At 58.8% G+C, this 19,847-nt stretch carries 18 protein-coding genes; 4 read left to right on the plus strand and 14 right to left on the minus strand.

The window, feature by feature from the left end:
• Positions 1 to 39 precede the first annotated feature (39 nt).
• Positions 40 to 489, plus strand: a complete 450-nt coding sequence (locus R6254_RS00845) for a hypothetical protein (RefSeq protein WP_318403705.1) — start codon at positions 40 to 42, stop codon at positions 487 to 489.
• 81 nt (positions 490 to 570) lie between these two features.
• A complete protein-coding gene (locus R6254_RS00850) occupies positions 571 to 921 on the plus strand; it encodes a phage holin family protein (protein ID WP_318403706.1) in 351 nt (116 codons plus the stop codon).
• On the opposite strand, the gene R6254_RS00855 is transcribed toward R6254_RS00850, so the two are convergent.
• Together R6254_RS00855 and tfpZ are read right to left on the minus strand one after the other, a co-directional pair.
• Positions 880 to 2,403, minus strand: coding sequence for a M48 family metalloprotease (locus R6254_RS00855; protein ID WP_318403707.1), 1,524 nt, complete (start codon positions 2,401 to 2,403; stop codon positions 880 to 882). The genes R6254_RS00850 and R6254_RS00855 overlap by 42 nt on opposite strands.
• A gap of 61 nt (positions 2,404 to 2,464) precedes the next feature.
• Positions 2,465 to 3,247, minus strand: coding sequence for a TfpX/TfpZ family type IV pilin accessory protein (gene tfpZ, locus R6254_RS00860; protein ID WP_318403708.1), 783 nt, complete (start codon positions 3,245 to 3,247; stop codon positions 2,465 to 2,467).
• A 45-nt stretch (positions 3,248 to 3,292) separates the two neighbouring features.
• Between tfpZ and moaC the strand changes: the two genes are divergently transcribed.
• Entirely contained in the window at positions 3,293 to 3,781 is a 489-nt protein-coding gene (moaC, locus tag R6254_RS00865) for a cyclic pyranopterin monophosphate synthase MoaC (RefSeq protein ID WP_318403709.1), read from the plus strand.
• Positions 3,782 to 3,817: 36 nt separating this feature from the next.
• On the opposite strand, the gene R6254_RS00870 is transcribed toward moaC, so the two are convergent.
• The 12 genes from R6254_RS00870 to sucC all read right to left on the minus strand — a co-directional run bounded on the left by R6254_RS00870 (position 3,818) and on the right by sucC (position 18,673).
• A complete protein-coding gene (locus tag R6254_RS00870; protein ID WP_318403710.1) occupies positions 3,818 to 5,107 on the minus strand; it encodes a PglL family O-oligosaccharyltransferase in 1,290 nt (429 codons plus the stop codon).
• Between the two features lie 590 nt (positions 5,108 to 5,697).
• Positions 5,698 to 7,359 (minus strand): PglL family O-oligosaccharyltransferase, encoded by a 1,662-nt coding sequence (locus tag R6254_RS00875; protein ID WP_318403711.1) that lies wholly within the window; start codon positions 7,357 to 7,359, stop codon positions 5,698 to 5,700.
• A gap of 84 nt (positions 7,360 to 7,443) precedes the next feature.
• Positions 7,444 to 7,977 (minus strand): pilin, encoded by a 534-nt coding sequence (locus R6254_RS00880; RefSeq protein WP_318403712.1) that lies wholly within the window; start codon positions 7,975 to 7,977, stop codon positions 7,444 to 7,446.
• A gap of 161 nt (positions 7,978 to 8,138) precedes the next feature.
• Complete coding sequence (locus R6254_RS00885) at positions 8,139 to 10,544, minus strand: GspE/PulE family protein (RefSeq protein WP_318403713.1); 2,406 nt, start codon at positions 10,542 to 10,544, stop codon at positions 8,139 to 8,141.
• The gene (locus tag R6254_RS00890; RefSeq protein WP_318403714.1) at positions 10,541 to 11,332 is read right to left on the minus strand and encodes an MBL fold metallo-hydrolase; all 792 of its coding nucleotides are present in this window, start codon (positions 11,330 to 11,332) and stop codon (positions 10,541 to 10,543) included. Before R6254_RS00890 ends, R6254_RS00885 begins: the two co-directional genes overlap by 4 nt.
• Positions 11,333 to 11,365: 33 nt before the next feature.
• Positions 11,366 to 13,615 carry a CHASE2 domain-containing protein gene (locus tag R6254_RS00895; protein ID WP_318403715.1) on the minus strand — a complete coding sequence of 750 codons (2,250 nt, stop codon included), beginning with the start codon at positions 13,613 to 13,615 and terminating at the stop codon, positions 11,366 to 11,368.
• Positions 13,616 to 13,678: 63 nt separating this feature from the next.
• Positions 13,679 to 14,329, minus strand: coding sequence for an FHA domain-containing protein (locus R6254_RS00900; protein ID WP_318403716.1), 651 nt, complete (start codon positions 14,327 to 14,329; stop codon positions 13,679 to 13,681).
• Positions 14,330 to 14,369: 40 nt separating this feature from the next.
• The gene (locus R6254_RS00905; RefSeq protein WP_318403717.1) at positions 14,370 to 15,158 is read right to left on the minus strand and encodes a Stp1/IreP family PP2C-type Ser/Thr phosphatase; all 789 of its coding nucleotides are present in this window, start codon (positions 15,156 to 15,158) and stop codon (positions 14,370 to 14,372) included.
• A 15-nt stretch (positions 15,159 to 15,173) separates the two neighbouring features.
• A complete protein-coding gene (locus R6254_RS00910; RefSeq protein ID WP_318403718.1) occupies positions 15,174 to 15,413 on the minus strand; it encodes a CHASE2 domain-containing protein in 240 nt (79 codons plus the stop codon).
• A 350-nt stretch (positions 15,414 to 15,763) separates the two neighbouring features.
• Positions 15,764 to 16,465, minus strand: a complete 702-nt coding sequence (locus tag R6254_RS00915; RefSeq protein WP_318403719.1) for a TerC family protein — start codon at positions 16,463 to 16,465, stop codon at positions 15,764 to 15,766.
• Positions 16,466 to 16,601: 136 nt separating this feature from the next.
• Complete coding sequence (gene sucD / locus R6254_RS00920; protein ID WP_318403720.1) at positions 16,602 to 17,495, minus strand: succinate--CoA ligase subunit alpha; 894 nt, start codon at positions 17,493 to 17,495, stop codon at positions 16,602 to 16,604.
• 17 nt (positions 17,496 to 17,512) lie between these two features.
• Positions 17,513 to 18,673, minus strand: a complete 1,161-nt coding sequence (gene sucC / locus R6254_RS00925) for an ADP-forming succinate--CoA ligase subunit beta (RefSeq protein WP_318403721.1) — start codon at positions 18,671 to 18,673, stop codon at positions 17,513 to 17,515.
• A 201-nt stretch (positions 18,674 to 18,874) separates the two neighbouring features.
• Between sucC and argC the strand changes: the two genes are divergently transcribed.
• Positions 18,875 to 19,786, plus strand: coding sequence for an N-acetyl-gamma-glutamyl-phosphate reductase (gene argC, locus R6254_RS00930; protein ID WP_318403722.1), 912 nt, complete (start codon positions 18,875 to 18,877; stop codon positions 19,784 to 19,786).
• Positions 19,787 to 19,847: the final 61 nt, after the last annotated feature.

A 19,847-nucleotide genomic window follows, 5' to 3' on the forward strand; every position in this document is an offset into this window, starting at 1 on the left:
CAGAGAGTCCACATAGCACGTAAAACCAAGGAGAACTTTATGGACAACATGATCGTTTACATCGATGAAGCCGCTTACGCCTTGAAAATGCTGACGCCTATGCTGCCGTCCGGAGAGGCACGTACACCCACGCGCTGGATTGTGGTGGGCTGCGCGCCGCGCATCACACACCACGTCAGCAAGTGGGTCACCAACAGCGCCCGCCAAAGCTGGCGCGGTAAGTGGGCCGAAAAAGTTTTTGCCCAGATCATTCCCCTGCTGCAAGGTCCGGGCGATTCGGTGATCACCCAGGTCGCGCGTGGCCCCCTGTGCGACCTGACGGATGCACTGATCACCCAGTACGGCGTTGCACGCGTGCTGGATGCCCGACGTCCCAAACTGGGCCAGGATTTGCCACCCGTTACCCACCAACAACCCCAGGAAGCACAAGGCGTCTGGGGTTATGCCGCGGTGGTGGCAGGCGCTGGCGTGCTGCTGGCTGCGGACTAACACCCGCCTTCCGTTCCAGTCACGGCCCGCCTTGCCCAATTCGCGGCAGGCAGGTCGTGCCATGGTGCTATTCTTGCAACCATGAAACTCATTGTTAAATGGCTTCTCAGCGCCGCCGCCCTGCTGCTGGTGGCGTATATTTATTCCGGCGTGGTGGTGTCCAGCTTCACCTCGGCGCTGATTGCCGCGGCGGTGTTAGGCGCGCTCAACACCGTGCTCAGGCCGGTGCTGGTGCTGCTGACCCTGCCGGTGACACTGGTGACCCTGGGGCTATTTCTGTTTGTCATCAACGCCCTGATGTTCTGGGCCGCGGCCAGCCTGATAGGCGGCCTGCAGGTCACGGGGTTTTTCGCAGCGCTGATTGGTTCGCTGATTTATTCGGCGCTGCAACTAGCGATCGACGCGCTCCTGGAGCGCTTGTTCTCGGAGTAACTGGTCGATCTCGCGCGCCCGCGTGTCGATGATGGACGCATCGATGTGACTTCCAGCCCCGCTGTTGTCGCGGTTGCTGCGCAACCAATCCTGCGCCGCCTTGAAACGGTCACGCGCCGCGCCGTAATCCAGCTGCGCCACGCGGCTCTCGGCATCGGCCCGGATCGCCCTCAGGGTCTGCCCCTCCTTGCCATAAGCCGTGGCCAGCAATTGCCATGCCATCGCATCTTTGGGGTGGCTGGCCACCCAGCTTTGCAGCCGGTTGGACGCGTCCTGCGCGCGGCCCGCCGCCAGATCGGCCCGGGACTGCAGCCACACCGCCGCACGGCTGCCGGTGTTCGCCAGCGGGGCCAAACCCGCCGTGTTGCCAGACGCCAACTCCACCTCTAGCGCCAGCCATTCCGCGATCTCGGCGGCCGACGGGTTGGAGGTCGTGGCCGACTTCAGTTTGGCAGCCAGGCTGCGCGCCAAGGTGTAATCGCGCTTCTGACTGGCCGCCAGGGCGCCGCCATACAAGGCGCCGGCATCACGCGGGCTCAAGGCCGCACCAGCCGGCAGCGACACCCGCTGAGCTTCGGCCAGCTGAGTACGCAAACCATCCACACTGCTGTCGCCCAACACGCGCGCACGCGCGGCCATCATGGCGTGCACCACGCGGGCGTTGGCCGCCTGCGCCGCCGTTGGCGCCGTGGCGGCTGCGGCGTTGCCCGCGTCCAGCTGCAAGCGGCCCTTGGCGTCGCCAATCCGCTCGGTGGTCAGCGGATGGCTGCGCAGGTAGGGGTAGGAGCCGTTGTCATTGAGGCGCGAGGCCTGCTGCAGCTTGTCAAACATACTGGCAAAACCCTGCTTGTCAAAACCGGCATCGGCCATCACGCCAAAACCGACCCGGTCGGCCTCGCGCTCCATGTCGCGCGAGAAATTGAGCTGGTTTTGCACCGCCATGGCCTGGCCACCGGCAATGGTGGCCATGGCCGCATCGGGGTTTTTGCTGGCGGCCAGGGCGCCCAAAATCATGGCCGCAATCAGCCAGGGCATTTGCTGGCTTTGTTTGCTCATCAGCCGGGAAATGTGGCGCTGCGTCACGTGGCTCAACTCGTGCGCCAGCACCGAGGCCAGCTCGTCCCGGGTTTCCACGGCGCTGATCAGCCCCAGGTGCACGCCCAAGTAGCCGCCCGGCAAGGCGAAGGCATTGATGGTGCGGTTGCGGATCTGCATGATGTCCCAGGCAAAACGCTCTTCCAGCTCGGGCCCCAGCTCGCCACGCGCCCGCGCCGCCACCATCAAAGGCCGCCAGATACTCAGCAGGTAGTCGCCCAGCACCGGGTCGTCCAGGTAATCCGGGTCACGGTAAATGCTGGTGGCAATCCGGTCGCCCAGTCGCCGCTCCGCACTGACCGCCAACTCCGAGGTGTCCCCCAGCGCCGGCAGCGCGCCACTGGGTCGCACCGGCGTCTGAGCTTGCGAGAGGTTGGCAGACGCCACAAAAGCGACAGCAGTCAGCGCAACACGGACGCCCCAAAAGCGCCTTTTTTGTTTAAAAAAATTAGAAGGAATCAATGGGAACAAAAGCAATCACCTCGGTGGTATTGATATCCAGCAAAACTGTCCAGAATTTGTCACCTCCCACCATGGGAACGTAGCCAATCAATCGGGTTGCGTTGCTGTTGCCGGAGTCGGACTTCAAGGCCGCATCAATCACGTTCACCTGCGCGGGAAAACGGTTTTTCAAATCCCTCAGCGGCTTCGCCACTTTGACGATTTTTGGCCTGGCGTTTTCGTAGCTCTGCCAGAGTTCAGGTCTGGCGCTCAAAGGACCCCCCTTCAGGGCGACCAGTGTGGCTTCAAAACTTTCTTTTTCGCTGTTGAAGTCACGCACCGACAGCAAGGTCGGTCCGGTCCATGGTAGCTGCCGAAACGCAGGAGGCGCCAAGTTGAGTTCCTCCTCGGGAATATCAATCGCATGTACCACGCGAAACCGATCCAATTCAAATCCCAGATGTACCGGACGCGCGACGGACAGCGTCCACAAACCGTAAGTCAAGGCCGTCAGTTGCAGAAGACCAATCACCGTCAAATCCCGACGCAACTCACGGACTGGCTTGCGGCGGTTGAATACCGTCAGCGTCAACAACGGGCCCATGACCACATCAACGGCGATCACGATAAAAAACAGCTCTCGCCCACCGGAAATATCACGATAAGGGTAAGGGTACCAAAGTACAAAAACCAGCCATGCGGCCAACGCCGCAACCACCAAGCTGAGCGCCAAATGAATGCCGGCGGCCGAAAAACGGCTTTTCCAGGAAGAAATTAAGGTTGCGGACATGCTCTTATGATGAGGGATGCTTGTAAAGGTTTCGTAACCAACTATATGACCACGACTTCACCACTGACACATTTTGACGGGCAAGGGCAGGCGCACATGGTCGATGTGGCCGCAAAACCCGCGACCCACCGCGTGGCCGTGGCGCAAGGCCACATCGTCATGCATCCGGCCACATTGGCCATCATCCTGGAAGGCACGGCCAAAAAAGGCGATGTGTTGGGTATCGCCCGGATTGCCGGCATCATGGCCGCCAAAAAGACCAGTGATCTGATTCCCTTGTGCCATCCGCTGGCACTGACCCATGTGGCGCTGGACTTCACCCCCGATACAGCCAACACCTGCATCACCTGCCTGGCAACCGTTGAAACCGTCGGCCCGACCGGCGTCGAGATGGAGGCCCTGACCGCCGTCAACATCGCCCTGCTGACGATTTACGACATGTGCAAGGCGGTGGACCGGGGCATGACGATGACCGAGGTGAAGCTGCTGGAAAAGCATGGCGGGAAATCCGGCAGCTACCTGGCGCAGCCCTGAGCGCGCTTGCACCAGTCGGCCCCGTTGGCTGAGCGCCTAGGGGGCGGCATGGGCCTGGCGCCAGCGCGCATGCGCCTCAGGGTAAGCGGCACGAAAGCGCGCCAGATATTGCGCAGCCTCCTCATCACGACCCAGCATCACGGCGCTTTCGATCAACTTTTCCACCACCCGCGGCTCCGGCGAATAGTGCAGCAGCTCAAGCGCCATGGCATGCATCGCCTGGGCATTTTCGGGCTTGAGCGTGGTGATGCTCAACTCCGCAAAACGAACCTGATCTTGAAACAGCCAGCTGCCCTGTATTTTGGCCAGGGTATCGGCGTGGTAAGCGGCGCTGCGCGCTTCCGGTGGCAGGTAAATCTGGCTGACCCGGTAATAGCTGACGGCCAAACATGCCAGAGTAGCTATCAAAATGACAGCAATTAATGCCTGCAGATATTGGGCTAGAGGCCTATTTTCCTTAAATTTTTGACTTGAAGGCCACAGCAGCCACAGGCACAGGCCCACCGCCAGCTGAAACGGCCCGTACCACAGCGGATACTCCAGCAGGCTGTGCAGGCCGATGACGGCCAGCACGCCCCAGGCCATTTGCCGCCCCCCATCGGCTTCACGCCAGGGCTGGGCCCGCCAGACCAGCCAGCCGGCGCCGCCGCATAACGCCACGGCGGCGGGCAGGCCCAACTCCACGGCCAGTTGCAGCGGCAGGTTGTGCGCGTTGTCCAGCATGGCGCAAAACCGCGGACCCTGGTACACCGTGATGAAATGTGCGTAGTCCAGCTCACCCCAGCCCCAGCCGAGCCAGGGTTTTTGGGTGATCAGCGTCAACACGTTGGACCACAATATTTTTCGACTCTCGCAGGTCGGCGCTTCTGTCAGCCGGCCAAACAAGCCGCCGCTACGCGTGCCGCTCACCAGTTCCAGCAACCAGGGCAAGCTGAGCACAGCGATCGCATAGGCCAGCAAGGCCTGCAAGGCCTGCAACGCCAACACCAGCAAGTGCCGCCGACCCGGCAGCGTCCACCAGGCAGTGAGCAAGGGGATCAGCAACCACTGCAGCAAACCCGTGCGCGAACCGCTGCTGGCGTTGCCCAGCGCCAACAACACAGCCACGACACTGAACCATCCCCCTGGCAAACGAGCGGCAGGCGCGGCTCGCGTGGACCATCCGGCCAGCGCAATCAACGCTACCAGGCCTATGCTGGTCAGCGTGGCGAACTGATTGCGCTGGCGCAGATTGGCAAAGGCCTCACCGGGTAATGTCTGGCTGACCCAGGGGCTCAAGGCCTGCTCCAGCCCTAAATACTGCAGCAGCCCCAGCACGGCGCTCATACTGGCTGCCAGCAGCCAAGCGCCAGCAACTAGAGGACCATTGAGCCAGCGCCGAAACAGCCACACGATGACCGCGCAAAGTGCCGAAAGCAGCCATGGCCAGGCATTGGGCGTGGGGCCCGCGGTGTAAGGGCTGAGCCACGGCAGGAGCAGCCATAGGCCAAGCAGAGAATTCGGCAGCAGCCGACTGCCCAATGTGTGCGGCAGGGAAGAATTCATTCAGCGTCGGCAAGAGGCAGAACCAACATGGACGCCGATCGCGAACGACATGGGCATAGAGGGCCAATTCTCGCAGCACGACCGTCGCGTTCATCCTTGCACTGCCGACCACGGCCTGGACGCGTGCACCAGGGCCAGCACACGCCATTTCCGCTCGATTTCGGACACCAAGCGACCGCTTTCATGCCGTATTCAACAGCTTTGGCCGTGCACTATTCGGCAGCAGGCCGGGCCGTGACGCAGCTCGGCAAAACTCTTGATTGCAAGACCTGACCTCACTACGATGCAGAGCGGATCGGATCATGGCGAGCACTTTGCGGTCTTGAGCGGAGGATGGAAAAACTGTCGTCTTTTGTCTTGACAAGTGGGTGTCATATCTCAAGCGCTTTCAACTGCGGGTACGTGGTATTGGCTAGCTCTGTCCACTTGGCTTTGATTCCTTCGTACGCTTTTTCTCCATGCATGGCGCGCATGACCTTGAGTTGTCGGACAGCTTCTTGTGGGCTGCCATTCAGGGCAAGGGAAAGTGCATAGCAATTTTGAACCGCCACCCAAGGAAATCGCAATGTGGCGGTACGAAGCAGGTCGATTTCCTCATGCGACATATGGGGTCTTGGCGTTGTTCGTGTCGCCGCAACCATGGCCCTGAGCTGTGTTAGCAGGACAATATTTGGGCGCTCGTAGCCAACAGGTGTTTGACCTACATTCAAAGACTCAAACCTGGCGACACGAAAGTCCTCTTCAATCTCCAGGTACTCCACACCCACCCACGCCAATAGCGAACCAAAAATAATCAAACCACCGACGAGAACCTTTCTCGAGATCTTTTTTCCCGCAGGCAGAGCGTAGTTTTGCTCCAACATGCCAATTGCCAGCAGGGCAGGCACCAGCAAATAAGCATAGGCAAATGGGTACTCCAGCAAGCTGTGAATCGCAAAGGGAATCAGCAAGCCTACGGCATACCAAGAAGCCACCGTTTGAACAGACCTCACCCGTCGCCCCCCCCAAACGCCTAATGCACATAGAGCGAACACTGTCAAAGGCAGACCCATACCAATGGCCATGTCCAGGATGACGTTGTGTGCGTAGGAAAACGGCAAGCTGTTGGAGTAACTATGCAGCACTGCATTGTGTGCGGTGGGGACACCCAGAAGCCCCCAGCCTAGCCAAGGCTTTATCCACACCGCTTCCCATAATTGTTGCCACACCTCCACACGAACACCGGCGGTGGTGTTAATCGTCCCCCCCCCCCCTTCAGGCAGAGGGCCTGCTTCTTGAATGTGGGTAATCAAAGTTGGCCACACCCACATGCTGGTGAGGAGCGCCAACACACCGATCACCACCCACGGCCATCGCAAGGCACGGATAAATACCTGCCGACGCGCAAACCACCAGAAGCATAAAATCAGGCCGCTGAGCAGGCCGGTTCGCGATTCCGAAATGCCCATGCCCACGAGCAGCAAAAGGCTTAACAGCAAGATCACGGGGCGGCTGATGCCAAAGCGCTGGTCAAGGTAAATCAAGCTGGCGGCCCCCATGACCAAGAGGGTCCCTAAATGGTTGGCCTGTCCAAAGTTAGCACCAGGGCGACGGAACCTGGGTGGCCGCAATATCCAGTCTGACTCCGTCCACACGCCTAAGGCCTGGATCAGTGCAACAAGTGCCGACGCCAGCGCAGCCAAAAGCAACGCAGATGCCAGCGCGGTGGGCCACGCCACATCCTCACCATGCAGTTGGGCAACCAGCAAGGCGCCTATACACAGCAGGGCATACAACAGCAAAACGGCAGCATCGCCTCTCAGAACAATTTGCCCTGTGGCATATTGAATCGCGACAAGCAGGCCCATGCCAAGGAATGCAATGACAGGCATGTTCAAGCGCACCGGAACAGCGTTGCGACACCTGACACCCCAGCCCCACATCAGTACCGCTAAAAAAGCAAAAATTTCACCGTGCACAGCTCTCCACGGGAGCGCATTAGAGCTCTGCAAAAAACTGCACATCAATAAAATCAACCCTGGTGCGTAGTGCATATGGTGAAAATAAAAAAGAAAACAAAAACGCCCCCGAAGGGGCGTTTTATGCAGTGTTGATTAAACGATCAATGCAGCACCACATTAGCCGCGGCAAGAACCCGGCAAATACTTTGCAACTACGGTCGTGCCATCGGCTGCGTTGCCGCAACGCCACTGATAAATCGTCACACCAAAATCGGTATTTGCGAGCCGCGCAGCAGTACCGGCGCCAACACCAGCGTTGGTGTTTTTCATGGGAGCCAAGGAAACGACGCCACCTACAGTTCCATCCGCTTTATTTTTTATACCCTGCGTGGTTACCTGAACCAGGCCAGTGTTATCGGTTGCAACGGATAGAACATAGGTCGAAGGACTTGGGATGACGTTGCCGGACGCATCCGTGACGCCAGCTTCGCAACCCCAAGCGTTCGCAGCTGGCAGGTTACCACTAGAAGATTGCACAGTTTCGGTGATGGATGTACGGCAACCAGAGGCTGCCAGAATCGCTTCAGACATTTTTGCACGCACCGTGTAATCCTGATAGGCAGGCAAAGCCACTGCAGCCAAAATACCAATAATCGCCACGACGATCATCAATTCGATCAGGGTGAAACCCTTTTGCATAGAACGCTTCATGAAAAAACTCCTTGATTAAAAAAACTAACACAGTTGCATGAGCAGACTTCGTGCCACCCGATTCATGCCATGCAATGTGCGATTTAGTTCTCAATTTTCTGTTCATTCACCTAAATAGTTATTTTTTCTGACACACAACATCAAATGAAATGACATTTTTGTCATTTGATACAAACGGAGCGGACCATCTTCAAATCCGTCAGGCCCATCAAAACCTTCTCCATACCGTCCATCTTGAGCGTGCGCATTCCGCTGTTGACCGCCGCTGAAAATAACTCCGCAACGCGCGCCCGTTCCTGAATCAGTTTTTTGGCCGCGTCATCGGCAATCATCAGTTCGTGCAGGCCAATGCGGCCTTTGTAGCCGCTCTGGTTGCATTTGTCGCAACCGACCGCTTTGTAAAGTGTGAGCCGGCCTTCTTTGCCATACCGGTCCATCCAGTCATCCAGCAGCAGTTGCGACTCTCCCCCGACATCTGCTTTCCAGGCATCGGTGTGGCGTAACTCCTCGGCATATTCCTTGATGAAGTCCTTGAGCTCTTGCGAACTCGGCTGATACGCTTGTTTGCAGTCGCAAAGCTTTTTAACCAGGCGTTGGGCCAGGATGCCGAGCAAAGCGTCGGCGAAGTTGAAGGGGTCCATGCCCATGTCCAGCAGCCGGGTGATGGATTCCGGGGCCGAATTGGTATGCAAGGTCGAGAACACCATGTGGCCGGTCAACGAAGCTTCCACGCCCATGGACACGGTTTCCTTGTCGCGTGACTCGCCGACCATGATGATGTCCGGGTCGGCGCGCAAAAAAGCACGCATGACCAGCGCAAAGTCGATGCCGGCCTTTTTGTTGATCTGAACCTGGCGCAGGCCTTTTTGCGTGATCTCGACCGGGTCTTCGGCGGTCCAGATTTTGGTGTCCGGCGTATTCAGAAACTTCAGAATCGAATGCAGCGTCGTGGTTTTGCCGGAACCGGTCGGCCCGCAGACGTAAAACAGGCCATAGGGCTTGGAGACGGTTTTTTCGAGCCGCTCTTTGTTGTGTGCCGTCAGTCCCAGCTTTTCGAGCGGAATCGGTTCGCCCGCCGCCAGAATCCGCATGACAACGTCTTCCACTCCACCGGAGGAAGGAATGGTGGCGACGCGCAATTCGATATCGAGTGGCCCGTATTTTTTGAACTTGATTTTGCCGTCCTGCGGTTTGCGCTTTTCGGAAATGTCCAGATCACACATGATCTTGAGCCGTGTGACCATGGCCTGGCGAAACTGGGCCGGCACCTCGATGTAAGGCTGCAAAGTGCCGTCAATGCGAAAACGAATGCCGGTCTTGGCCTTGCCCGGCATGGGCTCGATATGGATGTCGGACGCCTTTAGCTTGTAGGCGTCAACAATCACCTTGTTGACGAACTTGACCAGTTCGTTGTCGGCCGCCGCCGACTCCAGGGCGGAGTCGTCATGGGCATCGTTCTCCAGCGGCGAGTCCATGTCGGCCAGCAACTGGTCGATCGAGCCGCCATCGTTGCCTGCGCCGAAAAGTTGACCCAAGGTCTCGTCAAACTCGGTCTGTGTAGTGACACAGTAAAAGAACTTGCCTATTTTCGGAAACACCTGCGGAACCACGCGCGCACCACGCACGGCCTCGGGATCAACACACATGATGGTCAACCCGTCCGATGTTTCTTCCAGGGGCATCCAGCCTTGTTGCTCGATAAAGTGCCGCTTGAGCAGGCCATGCAAGCTCTCGGAGCGTATACGCCCGGCGCTAAACGCCTGGTACGGCACACCAAAAAATCTGCCCAGCGAAGCGCCTAGCTGCGCCGGGCGGATGCGGTAGCGGGTCAGCAGGAGATGCTCGACCGACTGACCTTCTTCGCGCGCTTTGTGAAGACATTGCAGCAACTCGTCCGGCGACAACACCCCTTCGGCCAGCAGGCCGTCGTATTTGGTGGCTTTGCGCCGCAGACCGTCTTCCTGCCGCTGCATGCGCTGACGAAGCGCAATCCCCAGCGTCTTGCATAGTTGCTGCGCACCCTCTTCTTCCAGCTTGGCAAAGGGCTGGTCGCTGCGGTTATTGATCACCTGCAAAACACCGTACAAGGTGTTTCCGTCCATCACCGGCGCGACCAACATTTGTTTGGTGCGGTAGCCGGAGCGTTTGTCGACTTCTTTCAAAAAACTCAAATTCGGATGCAGCTTCTTAAGCGCGTCTTCGTCGTAAACATCCGCAATATTCACCATGGCCCTGGACAGTGCCACATAACCGGCAATACTTTGCACGCTGATGGGCAACTTCAGGTCGCGGCTGGTATTCAGGCCGGTCTTGACTTTGGAGATGATGGCGCTGCGGTCCTCATTAACCGCATACAAGGTCAGCCGGTCCGCATTAAACAACTTGCAGATGTCCTGGCTGGCCTCCAGCATGATCTGGTCAATGTTCTCGGTTTCGTGGATGCGGTTGGTCACCAGTTGCAGCTGGCGAAAATACAGCACTTCAAACGTGACGCCGCGCTCCTGGGGCGGAAGCTTCTGCGAGACAAAAAACTGGTCTTCGGGATCTCGCGGCAATACGGCAGTCATAGTTCAAACTCCTGACCCGCCCGCAGCCAGCGTATGTCGTGGGTGCCATTGGGGCCGACCGGGGTTGTCTGGTCAAAGCGCTGGATCTCGGCCATGATCAAATCGGTTTCCGCTGGCTTGGTATGGGTGATGTAAATCGGATAATTCCGGCTTTTGTCGATGCAATCGAGTTCGCTCGCCAGGACATGCGGCGACAGATGCAAACTACGCTTGGCCAGCTCACGCTCCCGGTTGCTGAAGGCGGTTTCGATGACCAGCATCGCCACCTTGAGCTGATTGATCCGCGCCCACAGTGCAGGATTGCGTTCCGTGTCGCCGGTAAACACCCAGTACCCGGTCTCGGCAGCCACCGCATACCCAACCGCTGGCACGGTGTGCACCGCCGGCAAGACTTCTACATGTTTTCCGGCGACCAGCAGCTTTTGGCCGACCGTCAGCGGATGGAAGCTGACAAAGGGCGCCTCCGGCGTTGGAATTCTTGAGAAGTCAGGCCAGATGATGTTGTTGAAAATATGTGCCCGCAGCGCATCAATCGTGCCCTGCAAGGCGTGAATCTGTAGGGGCGTCGTCCTTTGCGCGGCGATCGCGTCCACCATCAGCGGCAAGGCGGCCACATGATCCAGATGAGAGTGCGTGAGCAGGACATGGTCAATGCCGCGCATCTCGTCCAGCGTGAGGTCGCCCACCCCCGTCCCCGCATCGACCAGCATATCGTGATCGAGCAGGAAAGACGTGGTCCGGCAGTCTTTGGCGATGGCTCCTGAGCAGCCCAGTACACGTACTTTCATAGTTTTGAGGTCTGATGCGGTTGTAGCGAGGGTTTATTTGGTGTCAAAGTTGGTTGCCCCGTCCCAGGCGGGATCCAACGGCAACAGCCTCATGGAGGCTACACGTTCTGCATACAGCCGGTAAAGGTACTTTTTCGCATTCATACGTTGCAAATTGAGCAAATGCACATCACAGGCATCCCAAGCCTGGCCGCGGTAGGCCTTGAGGGCCAAAGTCCATTCTTTCAGTTCGCTGCTGAGCTGCTTGTCGAGCTGACCTAAAGGCGCCACCGGACAAAAAATCGCCACCGCCTGGTCTTTGCCTTTGACCCGGACCTTGTCGAGTTCTTGCCAGGCAAAGTCGCTCGCCAACTGGCGGGTGGACTCACTGGCCACAGTATCGACGCCATAGGTTTTGGACAGCCCCTCCAGGCGAGCGCCCAGGTTGACCGCATCACCAATCACCGTGTAGCTGCGGCGGATATGGGAGCCCATGTCGCCCACACACATGCTCCCGGTATTCAGGCCTATGCCTATGCCAATCTCAGGCAGGCCCTTGGCTCGGTGCTCTTCGCTGAGCTGGCGCACGGCCTGAACCATTTCCATCGAGGTCTTGACCGCCAGACTGGCATGGGCCGGCGTGTCCACCGGCGCGCCCCAGAAGGCCATCACGCAGTCCCCCATGTATTTGTCGATGGTGCCACGGTTGCTGCGAATCAGGTCCGTCAACCGGCTGAAAACGCTGTTGAGCAAAGCCTGCAGTTGTGTAGGCTCCATGGTTTCGGACATCTGGGTAAAACCGCGCATGTCGCAAAACATCACCGTGAGTTCCTTGGCCGAGGCTTGCATGCTGTAGCTGTCGGGGTCTTTGAGCATTTCGTCGACCAGTTCGGGCGGCACATAGGTGCCGAACAGGTTGGCCAGTTCCCGCTTGGAGCGGCTCTCGACAAAATAGCCGTAACTCATATTCAGGGCAAAGGCCGTGAGCGCCATGACCAAGGCGGTGGCCAGGGGCAACACCAGGCCATAGGCCGAATACAGCCAGAAGTTCAGCCCGACCAGAACAGCCACCATGGCCGCGCTGGTGGCGACGGCCTTGGGTGCGGACAACACGGGCAACACAAACGCCAGGGTCAAGCCCGACAGGATCAGGATCAGCACCTCGTAACCGACTGCGTAGTCCGGTTTCACCAGGACCTTGCCATCCAGAAATCCTGAAATCACATTGGCGTGGGTCTCAACACCGGGGTAGGTCTCGCCAACCGGTGTCACCCGTAGGTCCAGCAGACCCGGTGCGGTGGTGCCCAGCAGGATGATTTTGTCCTTCAGCTGGCCTGGCGTGATTTTTTGAGCCAGCACATCGGATGCCGAGATGTAGCGAAACGAGCCGCCATTGGCACCCCCCGCCCCCCGAAAGGGCACCAGGGTCGCCACCCGGTCGTCCACCGGAATAGCAAGGGACTTGTTGCCTTGTTTGAGCAAGATGCTCTCCAGGCCCTGGTAATGACGTGTCAGGAATTTTTCCTGCGGGAAACCAGGCGCCACATCAGGCAAGCCAACCAGCATGCGGAACATGGCCAGCGAGAGCGATTCGTAATACTGGTCTTTGAACTCGGCCAACAAGGGAATGGAGCGGACCACCCCATCACCTTCGGTGATCGAGTTCATGAACCCGCCCATGGGCGCAGCCTTCGCCAGCAGGTCGATATTGGCGCCATAGCCGTTCCAACTGGTGAAACGGATAGGCCGGCCTTTCAGCGCCTCGCTGTCCATCACCGGAGCAGGCAACAGGCCGTTGACCCGCCCATCGCGGTCGCTGGTGAAGTAATACCCCAGCACCACCGGCCGTTTTTCGATGGCCTTCGCAAAACGGGCATCGTGATCCAGGCTGCCCTGGAGCTGGCTGAGTTTGTCGATGAAGGCCGGCTGGTCTTTCAGCTCACGCTGGGCCAGCTGCTGGAGCCGCTTCAGGCCGGAACTGTTGTCGGCCTCCGCAAACACTACATCAAAGCCCAACAAGGCGGCTTGCTGTCGGCCCAGCAACTCCTCGACCAGGTCCGCCAGTTGGTGGCGCCCCCAGGGCCAGTGGCCAACTTCGGCCAGGCTTTTTTCGTCCACATCGACAATGACGATGCGCTCATCCAGCGTGCGCGGCATGGTGGCACGCAGGCGGGCATCGTAAAGAATATCGTCCAGTCGCTGCAAAACATCCAGCCGAAGCACACCGCCAGCATGCAGCAAGGCAAAAATGAGCGGGATCAGCGTGACAAGAATGCGAGGCCAGTGCCGGGAAAAAAGTCGCATAAGGCCTCTTGGGGAGCTGCGCTTGAAAACGATTTTCCGGTCAAAGACAGGAAAACGTCGAACTCAATGCTGCACGAACTGCATTTGCGTGCCCGCCAGTTCAAGGAGATCGCCGTTTTTGAGCGGGACGGGATCGGCCCCTATGGACGCGCCATTCAGCAGGGGCCGGTTGTCCCCCTCGACATGAGCCACCACAAAACCTTGCGGCCTTTTGGTAATGGCGGCAACCGCCACACCGGGCTTGCCAATGGTGGTCACCACCTTGACCAGCGCGACCTCCCGGCCGGCGGCGGCGCCCGACATCACCTTGATGGCGGCACTGGAAGCAACACTGCCCTCCACCGGTGCGGGTGCCAGCGCGGCGGGTGCGGCCAAACCGGGCGAGCCCGCCTTGATGATCATTGTTTTCTCGAAGCCGGCATTCGTGGCTTCATTCACATACCTGATCTTGTATTTGCCGATTTCGACCGTGTCGCCATTGGCCAGCTGCTGTTTTTTGACGGCTTTGCCATTGAGGTAAGTCCCGTTGGTGCTGTTCAAATCCTCGACAAAAACTTCATTGCCCGACATCTGCAAAACAGCATGCTCCCCACTGACGGCCAGGTTGTCGATGACGATGTCGTTGTAAGGCCGCCGACCCAGGGACGTACGGTCCTTGGTCAGCTGTACCTCTTTAATCACAACACCGTCAATAGAGACGATCATTTTCGGCATGGCCGACTCCTGTCTATTTTTAATATGGCACTCACTCTGGCTACTTCCCCAGCATCCTGGATAGAAGCCCGCGTTTGACCGAGGCCTCTTTGGCGCGCACCAGCAACACTGAAATGTTATCCCGCCCGCCGCCCTCATTGGCCACAGCAACCAGCAGCTTGGCTGTTTGCTCCAGCGACGGCTTAGCCCCCGATAGAATAGCCGCAATCGTCTGGTCGCTGATCATGTCGGACAGGCCATCCGAGCACATCAGGTAGATATCGCCCAACTCCACGCGGTGTTCGTTGACTTCCAGCAACACCGAGTCTTCCACCCCCAAGGCCCGCGTGACCAGGTTTTTGTTCACGGAGGTGAGCGCCTGTTCCGGCGTGATCAGTCCCGCATCCATCTGCTCCTGCAGCAAGGAGTGGTCTTTGGTGATTTGCTGAAGCTGGCCCGCACGCCAACGGTAACAGCGCGAGTCGCCGATGTGGCCCAACATCAGGCGTGTGCCCTGAAACACAGCCACCACCAGCGTGGTCCCCATGCCGGAATATTGTGGGTTGGAGTTGGCTGCGTTGAAAATGGAATGGTTGGCGTTTTCCACGCAAATTTCCATGGCACGCCGCACTTCCCGGGAATTCGCGTGTTTGCCGGCTTGCGACAACCAGCGCCCCAGTTCCGACCGGATAAAAGCGACGGCCATGCCGCTGGCGATTTCGCCTGCGTTGTAGCCCCCCATGCCGTCGGCCAGAATGCAAAGGTTGGTCGCGGCATCAAACGTCAGCGCATCTTCGTTGTTGTCCCGCGTCAAGCCTGGGTCGGTCTGGGTGCAAATCTCGTAAATCATCGTGTAGTTGTGGCTTCAAATCTGTATCGGCATGGCCTGCCGGGGCATCCAAAAGAGGGCGATCAGCTGGGCATGCACATCACGCGGCCAGGACCAGCGCCCGATGTTGGCGATGCTCTGGTCATCGCTGGCAATGATCACCATGCGCTCTGATGGCTGGCGCGAGGTAGGGGTGCTGGCAAAGTCGTCATAACGCCGCTCCAGCCTAGCGAAGAAGTCGGTGGCGGCATGCAACACGGGGACAGCCAAGGCCACGAGCCCCCCCACGAACCAGCCGGCCCGCCAAAAGTGCTTGCGCTTACTTGATGTGGTGCTCACGCCCCGCCCCTGGTTCGCTGTTCATATCCGCTGTTATGTTTCTTTTTGCGCTGTCGTCAGCTGACGATTGTTACTTATTAGTTACAAATATCCCGGATGTGGACATTAACAGACGCCGTGGGGTCGGACAAGGCACTTTTGCACGTCCCGTCGCGGATTTGTTGTGAATCAAGGGTGCCGCGCTGAAAGGGGCCGCCAAAAACAGAAAACCCGGGCCATGGCCCGGGTTTTCAAAGGTTGCGGCCTGCCGGTCCACCTCAAACGTGGCCGGCAGGCGGAGGGGAAAGTCAGGCGCCGGTGACTGGACTCTTGCTGCGTTTTTGCAGGTAAGTGCCCAGCGCCACCACTAACACAGCGCCCAGGATGCCGCCAAAGGTCACGGTTTGCTCGGCAATCGGGCCAAAACGGCTGGTCACGGTCGGATCGGTCAACAACATCTCGCCGGCCAGGAAACCCAGCAAGGCCGCGCCGATCGTGATGATGATGGGGAAACGCTCCATGACCTTGGTCAGCAAGGTGGCGCCAAAAACGATCAACGGGATGCTGACCAGCAGGCCCAGGACGAGCAGCGGCAGGTTGCCCTTGGCGGCGGCCGCCACGGCCAGCACGTTGTCCAGACTCATCACCAGGTCGGCCAGCAGGATGGTGCGAATAGCCGCCATCATGCCGCTGATTTCCTGGCCGGATTCATCGCCGTTGTCTTCGCCCTTGAGCAGATCGACACCGATGTAGACCAGCAGGACCGCGCCTATCATCTTCAGGTAAGGCAGGCTCAAAAGCTGGATCGCCACGATGGTCAGAATAATCCGCATGACAATCGCCGCGGCGCTGCCCCAGAAAATGGCTTTGCCGCGCTGATGCGGCTCCAGCGTTCTGGCCGCCATGGCAATCACCACGGCGTTGTCGCCTGACAAAACGATGTTGGCGATCATGATGGAGCCGAAGGCGCTCCAGAAAAGAGGGGACGCGAGGTCGAGACCGAAAAACATGAGAACTCCTGTTATGAATTAAAAAAAGCGCTGGGGAGCGCTTTTTCGTTTTTTTAGAGTCTAAGCCGCAATGCGGCTTATCACGATTGGTATTACTGCTTATGCACTTGACCGAAGTCAAGTTTTTGCAATCGCCTTACAGCAAAGCCTTGAGCAGCTTGGCCATCTCGGAGGGGTTGCGCGTGACCGTGAAGCCGCAGGCTTCCATGATGGCCAGCTTGGCATCCGCCGTGTCGGCACCACCGGAGATCAGCGCACCGGCATGGCCCATGCGTTTGCCGGCAGGTGCCGTCACGCCGGCGATGAAACCAACAATTGGTTTCTTCATGTTGGCCTTGCACCATTCAGCAGCTTCGGCTTCGTCGGGGCCGCCGATTTCGCCAATCATGATGACGGCGTCGGTGTCCGGATCATCGTTGAAGGCGCGCATCACATCGATGTGTTTCAGGCCGTTGATCGGGTCGCCACCAATGCCCACGGCGGACGACTGGCCAATGCCCAGTTCGCTCAGCTGTGCCACGGCTTCGTAGGTCAAGGTGCCGGAACGCGAAACCACGCCGATGCGGCCTTTTTTGGTGATGTGACCGGGCATGATGCCGATCTTGATCTCGTCAGGCGTGATCAGACCCGGGCAGTTCGGACCCAGCAACAGGGTCTTTTTGCCGCCGGCGGCTTCCTTGGCCTTCATGCGGTTGCGCACTTCCAGCATGTCACGGACAGGAATGCCTTCGGTGATACAGATGGCCAGGTCGAGGTTGGCTTCCACGGCTTCCCAGATGGCGGCGGCTGCGCCTGCGGGCGGCACGTAAATCACCGACACGGTGGCGCCGGTCGCCTGGGCGGCCTCGGTCACATTGGCGTAAATCGGGATGCCTTCGAAATCTTCGCCGGCCTTCTTGGGGTTCACGCCGGCGACAAAGCATTCCTTGCCGTTGGCGTAGTCGCGACACATACGCGTATGGAATTGACCGGTCTTGCCGGTAATGCCCTGCGTGATGACTTTGGTGTGTTTATTGATGTAGATCGACATGCTTGTTTCTCCTGGGCTTACTTGACGGCGGCCACGATTTTGGTCGCGGCGTCAGCCATGGTGTCTGCGGCAATGATGGGCAAACCGGAGTCGGCCAGCATTTTCTTGCCCAGGTCTTCGTTGGTGCCCTTCATGCGCACGACCAGCGGAACCGACAGGTTCACGGCCTTGCAGGCAGCAATCACGCCTTCGGCAATGGTGTCGCACTTCATGATGCCGCCGAAGATGTTGACCAGAATGCCCTTGACTTCAGGGTTCTTCAACATGATCTTGAAGGCTTCGGTGACTTTTTCAGCCGTGGCGCCACCGCCAACGTCCAGGAAGTTGGCCGGCTCGCCGCCGAACAGCTTGATGGTGTCCATGGTGGCCATGGCCAGACCGGCACCGTTGACCAGGCAACCGATGTTGCCGTCCAGCGAGATGTAGGCCAGGTCGAACTTGGAAGCCTCGACTTCGGCCGGATCTTCTTCGTCCAGATCGCGGAAGGCCACGATTTCAGGGTGGCGGAAGAGGGCGTTGGGGTCGAAGTTGAACTTGGCGTCCAGCGCCATCAGGGCGTTCTTGCTGTCGCGGTTCAGGGGGTTGATTTCGACCAGCGATGCGTCGGTGTCCATGTAGCACTTGTAGAGCTTCTGGAAGATGTCCACGGCCTGGGCGGTGGACTCGGCAGGCAGGCCGATGCCGTTGGCGATCTTGGTGGCTTGTTCAGCGCCCAGACCGGTCAGCGGATCGATGTATTCGGTGATGATTTTTTCGGGCGTGGCATGCGCCACTTCCTCGATGTCCATGCCGCCTTCGCTAGACGCGATAAAGGCCACTTTTTGTGTGGCGCGGTCGGTCACCAGGGAAACGTAGTATTCCTTCTGGATGTCGGCACCGTCTTCGATGTAGAGGCGGCGAACCTTCTGGCCTTCGGGGGCGGTCTGGTGGGTCTTGAGCTGCATGCCCAGGATTTCGCCAGCGATGCGTTTGACGTCTTCAATGGTCTTGGCCACCTTCACGCCGCCACCCTTGCCACGGCCACCGGCGTGGATCTGGGCCTTGACCACCCACACCGGGCCGCCGAGTTTTTGAGCGGCTTCCACCGCTTCTTGCACTGTGAACGCGGGAATGCCACGCGGCGTAGGGACACCAAAGTTGCGCAAGATTTCCTTGCCTTGGTACTCGTGAATTTTCATGAAATTACTTCCAGGAGTCGGTAAATGGGGGGCGCTCGCATGATCTGATGTTTGTCTGCCACATTCCGCAGAATTCACCAAAATGGAAGGCCTTCGATCACTGCACGCAGCAGCGCAGAACTGTATCATGTTGCGATGCACAATTCTTGTGCCGAATTTATACTTTAGTAATACGCACTTTCCACAAGGGAATAAGCCACCATGGCCAAGGTTTTTATCGACGGTGAAGCGGGAACCACGGGTCTGCAGATCCGCGAGCGTCTGCAAGCCATGCCGCAGATTGAGTTGGTCAGCATCGCTCCCGCTCTGCGCAAGGATGCGACCGCCAAACGCGAGCTGATGGCCCAGGTCAACCTTGTCATTTTGTGCCTGCACGACGACGCAGCACGTGAGTCGGTCGCCATGATCGATTCCCTGCCGGGCAAAAAGCCCAAAATCATTGACGCCTCCACCGCCCACCGCACCACGCCGGGCTGGGTCTATGGCTTTCCCGAGCTAACCCGGACACAAGCTGCCGCCGTGGCCGCCGCTGACCGGGTCGGCAACCCGGGCTGTTACGCCACAGGTGCAATTGCGCTGATCCGCCCGCTGGTGGATGCCGGCCTGATGCCGGCCGACTTCCCCCTGAGCCTGCCATCGGTGAGTGGTTATTCCGGCGGTGGCCGCCAGATGATTGAAGCCTACGAGAGCGGCAACGCCCCGGCGTTCGAGCTTTACGGCCTGGGCCTGGAACACAAACACCTGCCAGAAATCATGTTTTACACCGGCCTCACGCGCCGCCCGGTGTTTATTCCCTCGGTCGGCAACTTCATTCAAGGCATGCTGGTGCAACTGCCGTTGCACCTGGACCTGCTGCCCGGCCAACCAACGGCCGCGCAACTGCACGAGGTGCTGGCCAAGCATTACGCCGGCAGCGAATGGGTGACGGTGGAGGCCGCGCCCGAGTCCGGCAAGCTGGACGCCCTGGCGCTCAAGGACACCAACAAAATGGAGTTGCGTGTGTTTGGCAACGAAACGTATCGCCACGCGCTGCTGATTGCGCGGCTGGACAACCTGGGCAAGGGTGCCTCCGGCGCCGCCGTCCAGAACCTGCAGCTGATGCTGGGCCTGTAAGCCGCTTTTGCTACCAAATTGATAGCTTCTTGCGCCCGCCCTGATTGGGCCGGCAGCCTGC

Source organism: Polaromonas potterensis (assembly GCF_033446725.1).
Lineage (GTDB): Bacteria > Pseudomonadota > Gammaproteobacteria > Burkholderiales > Burkholderiaceae_C > Polaromonas.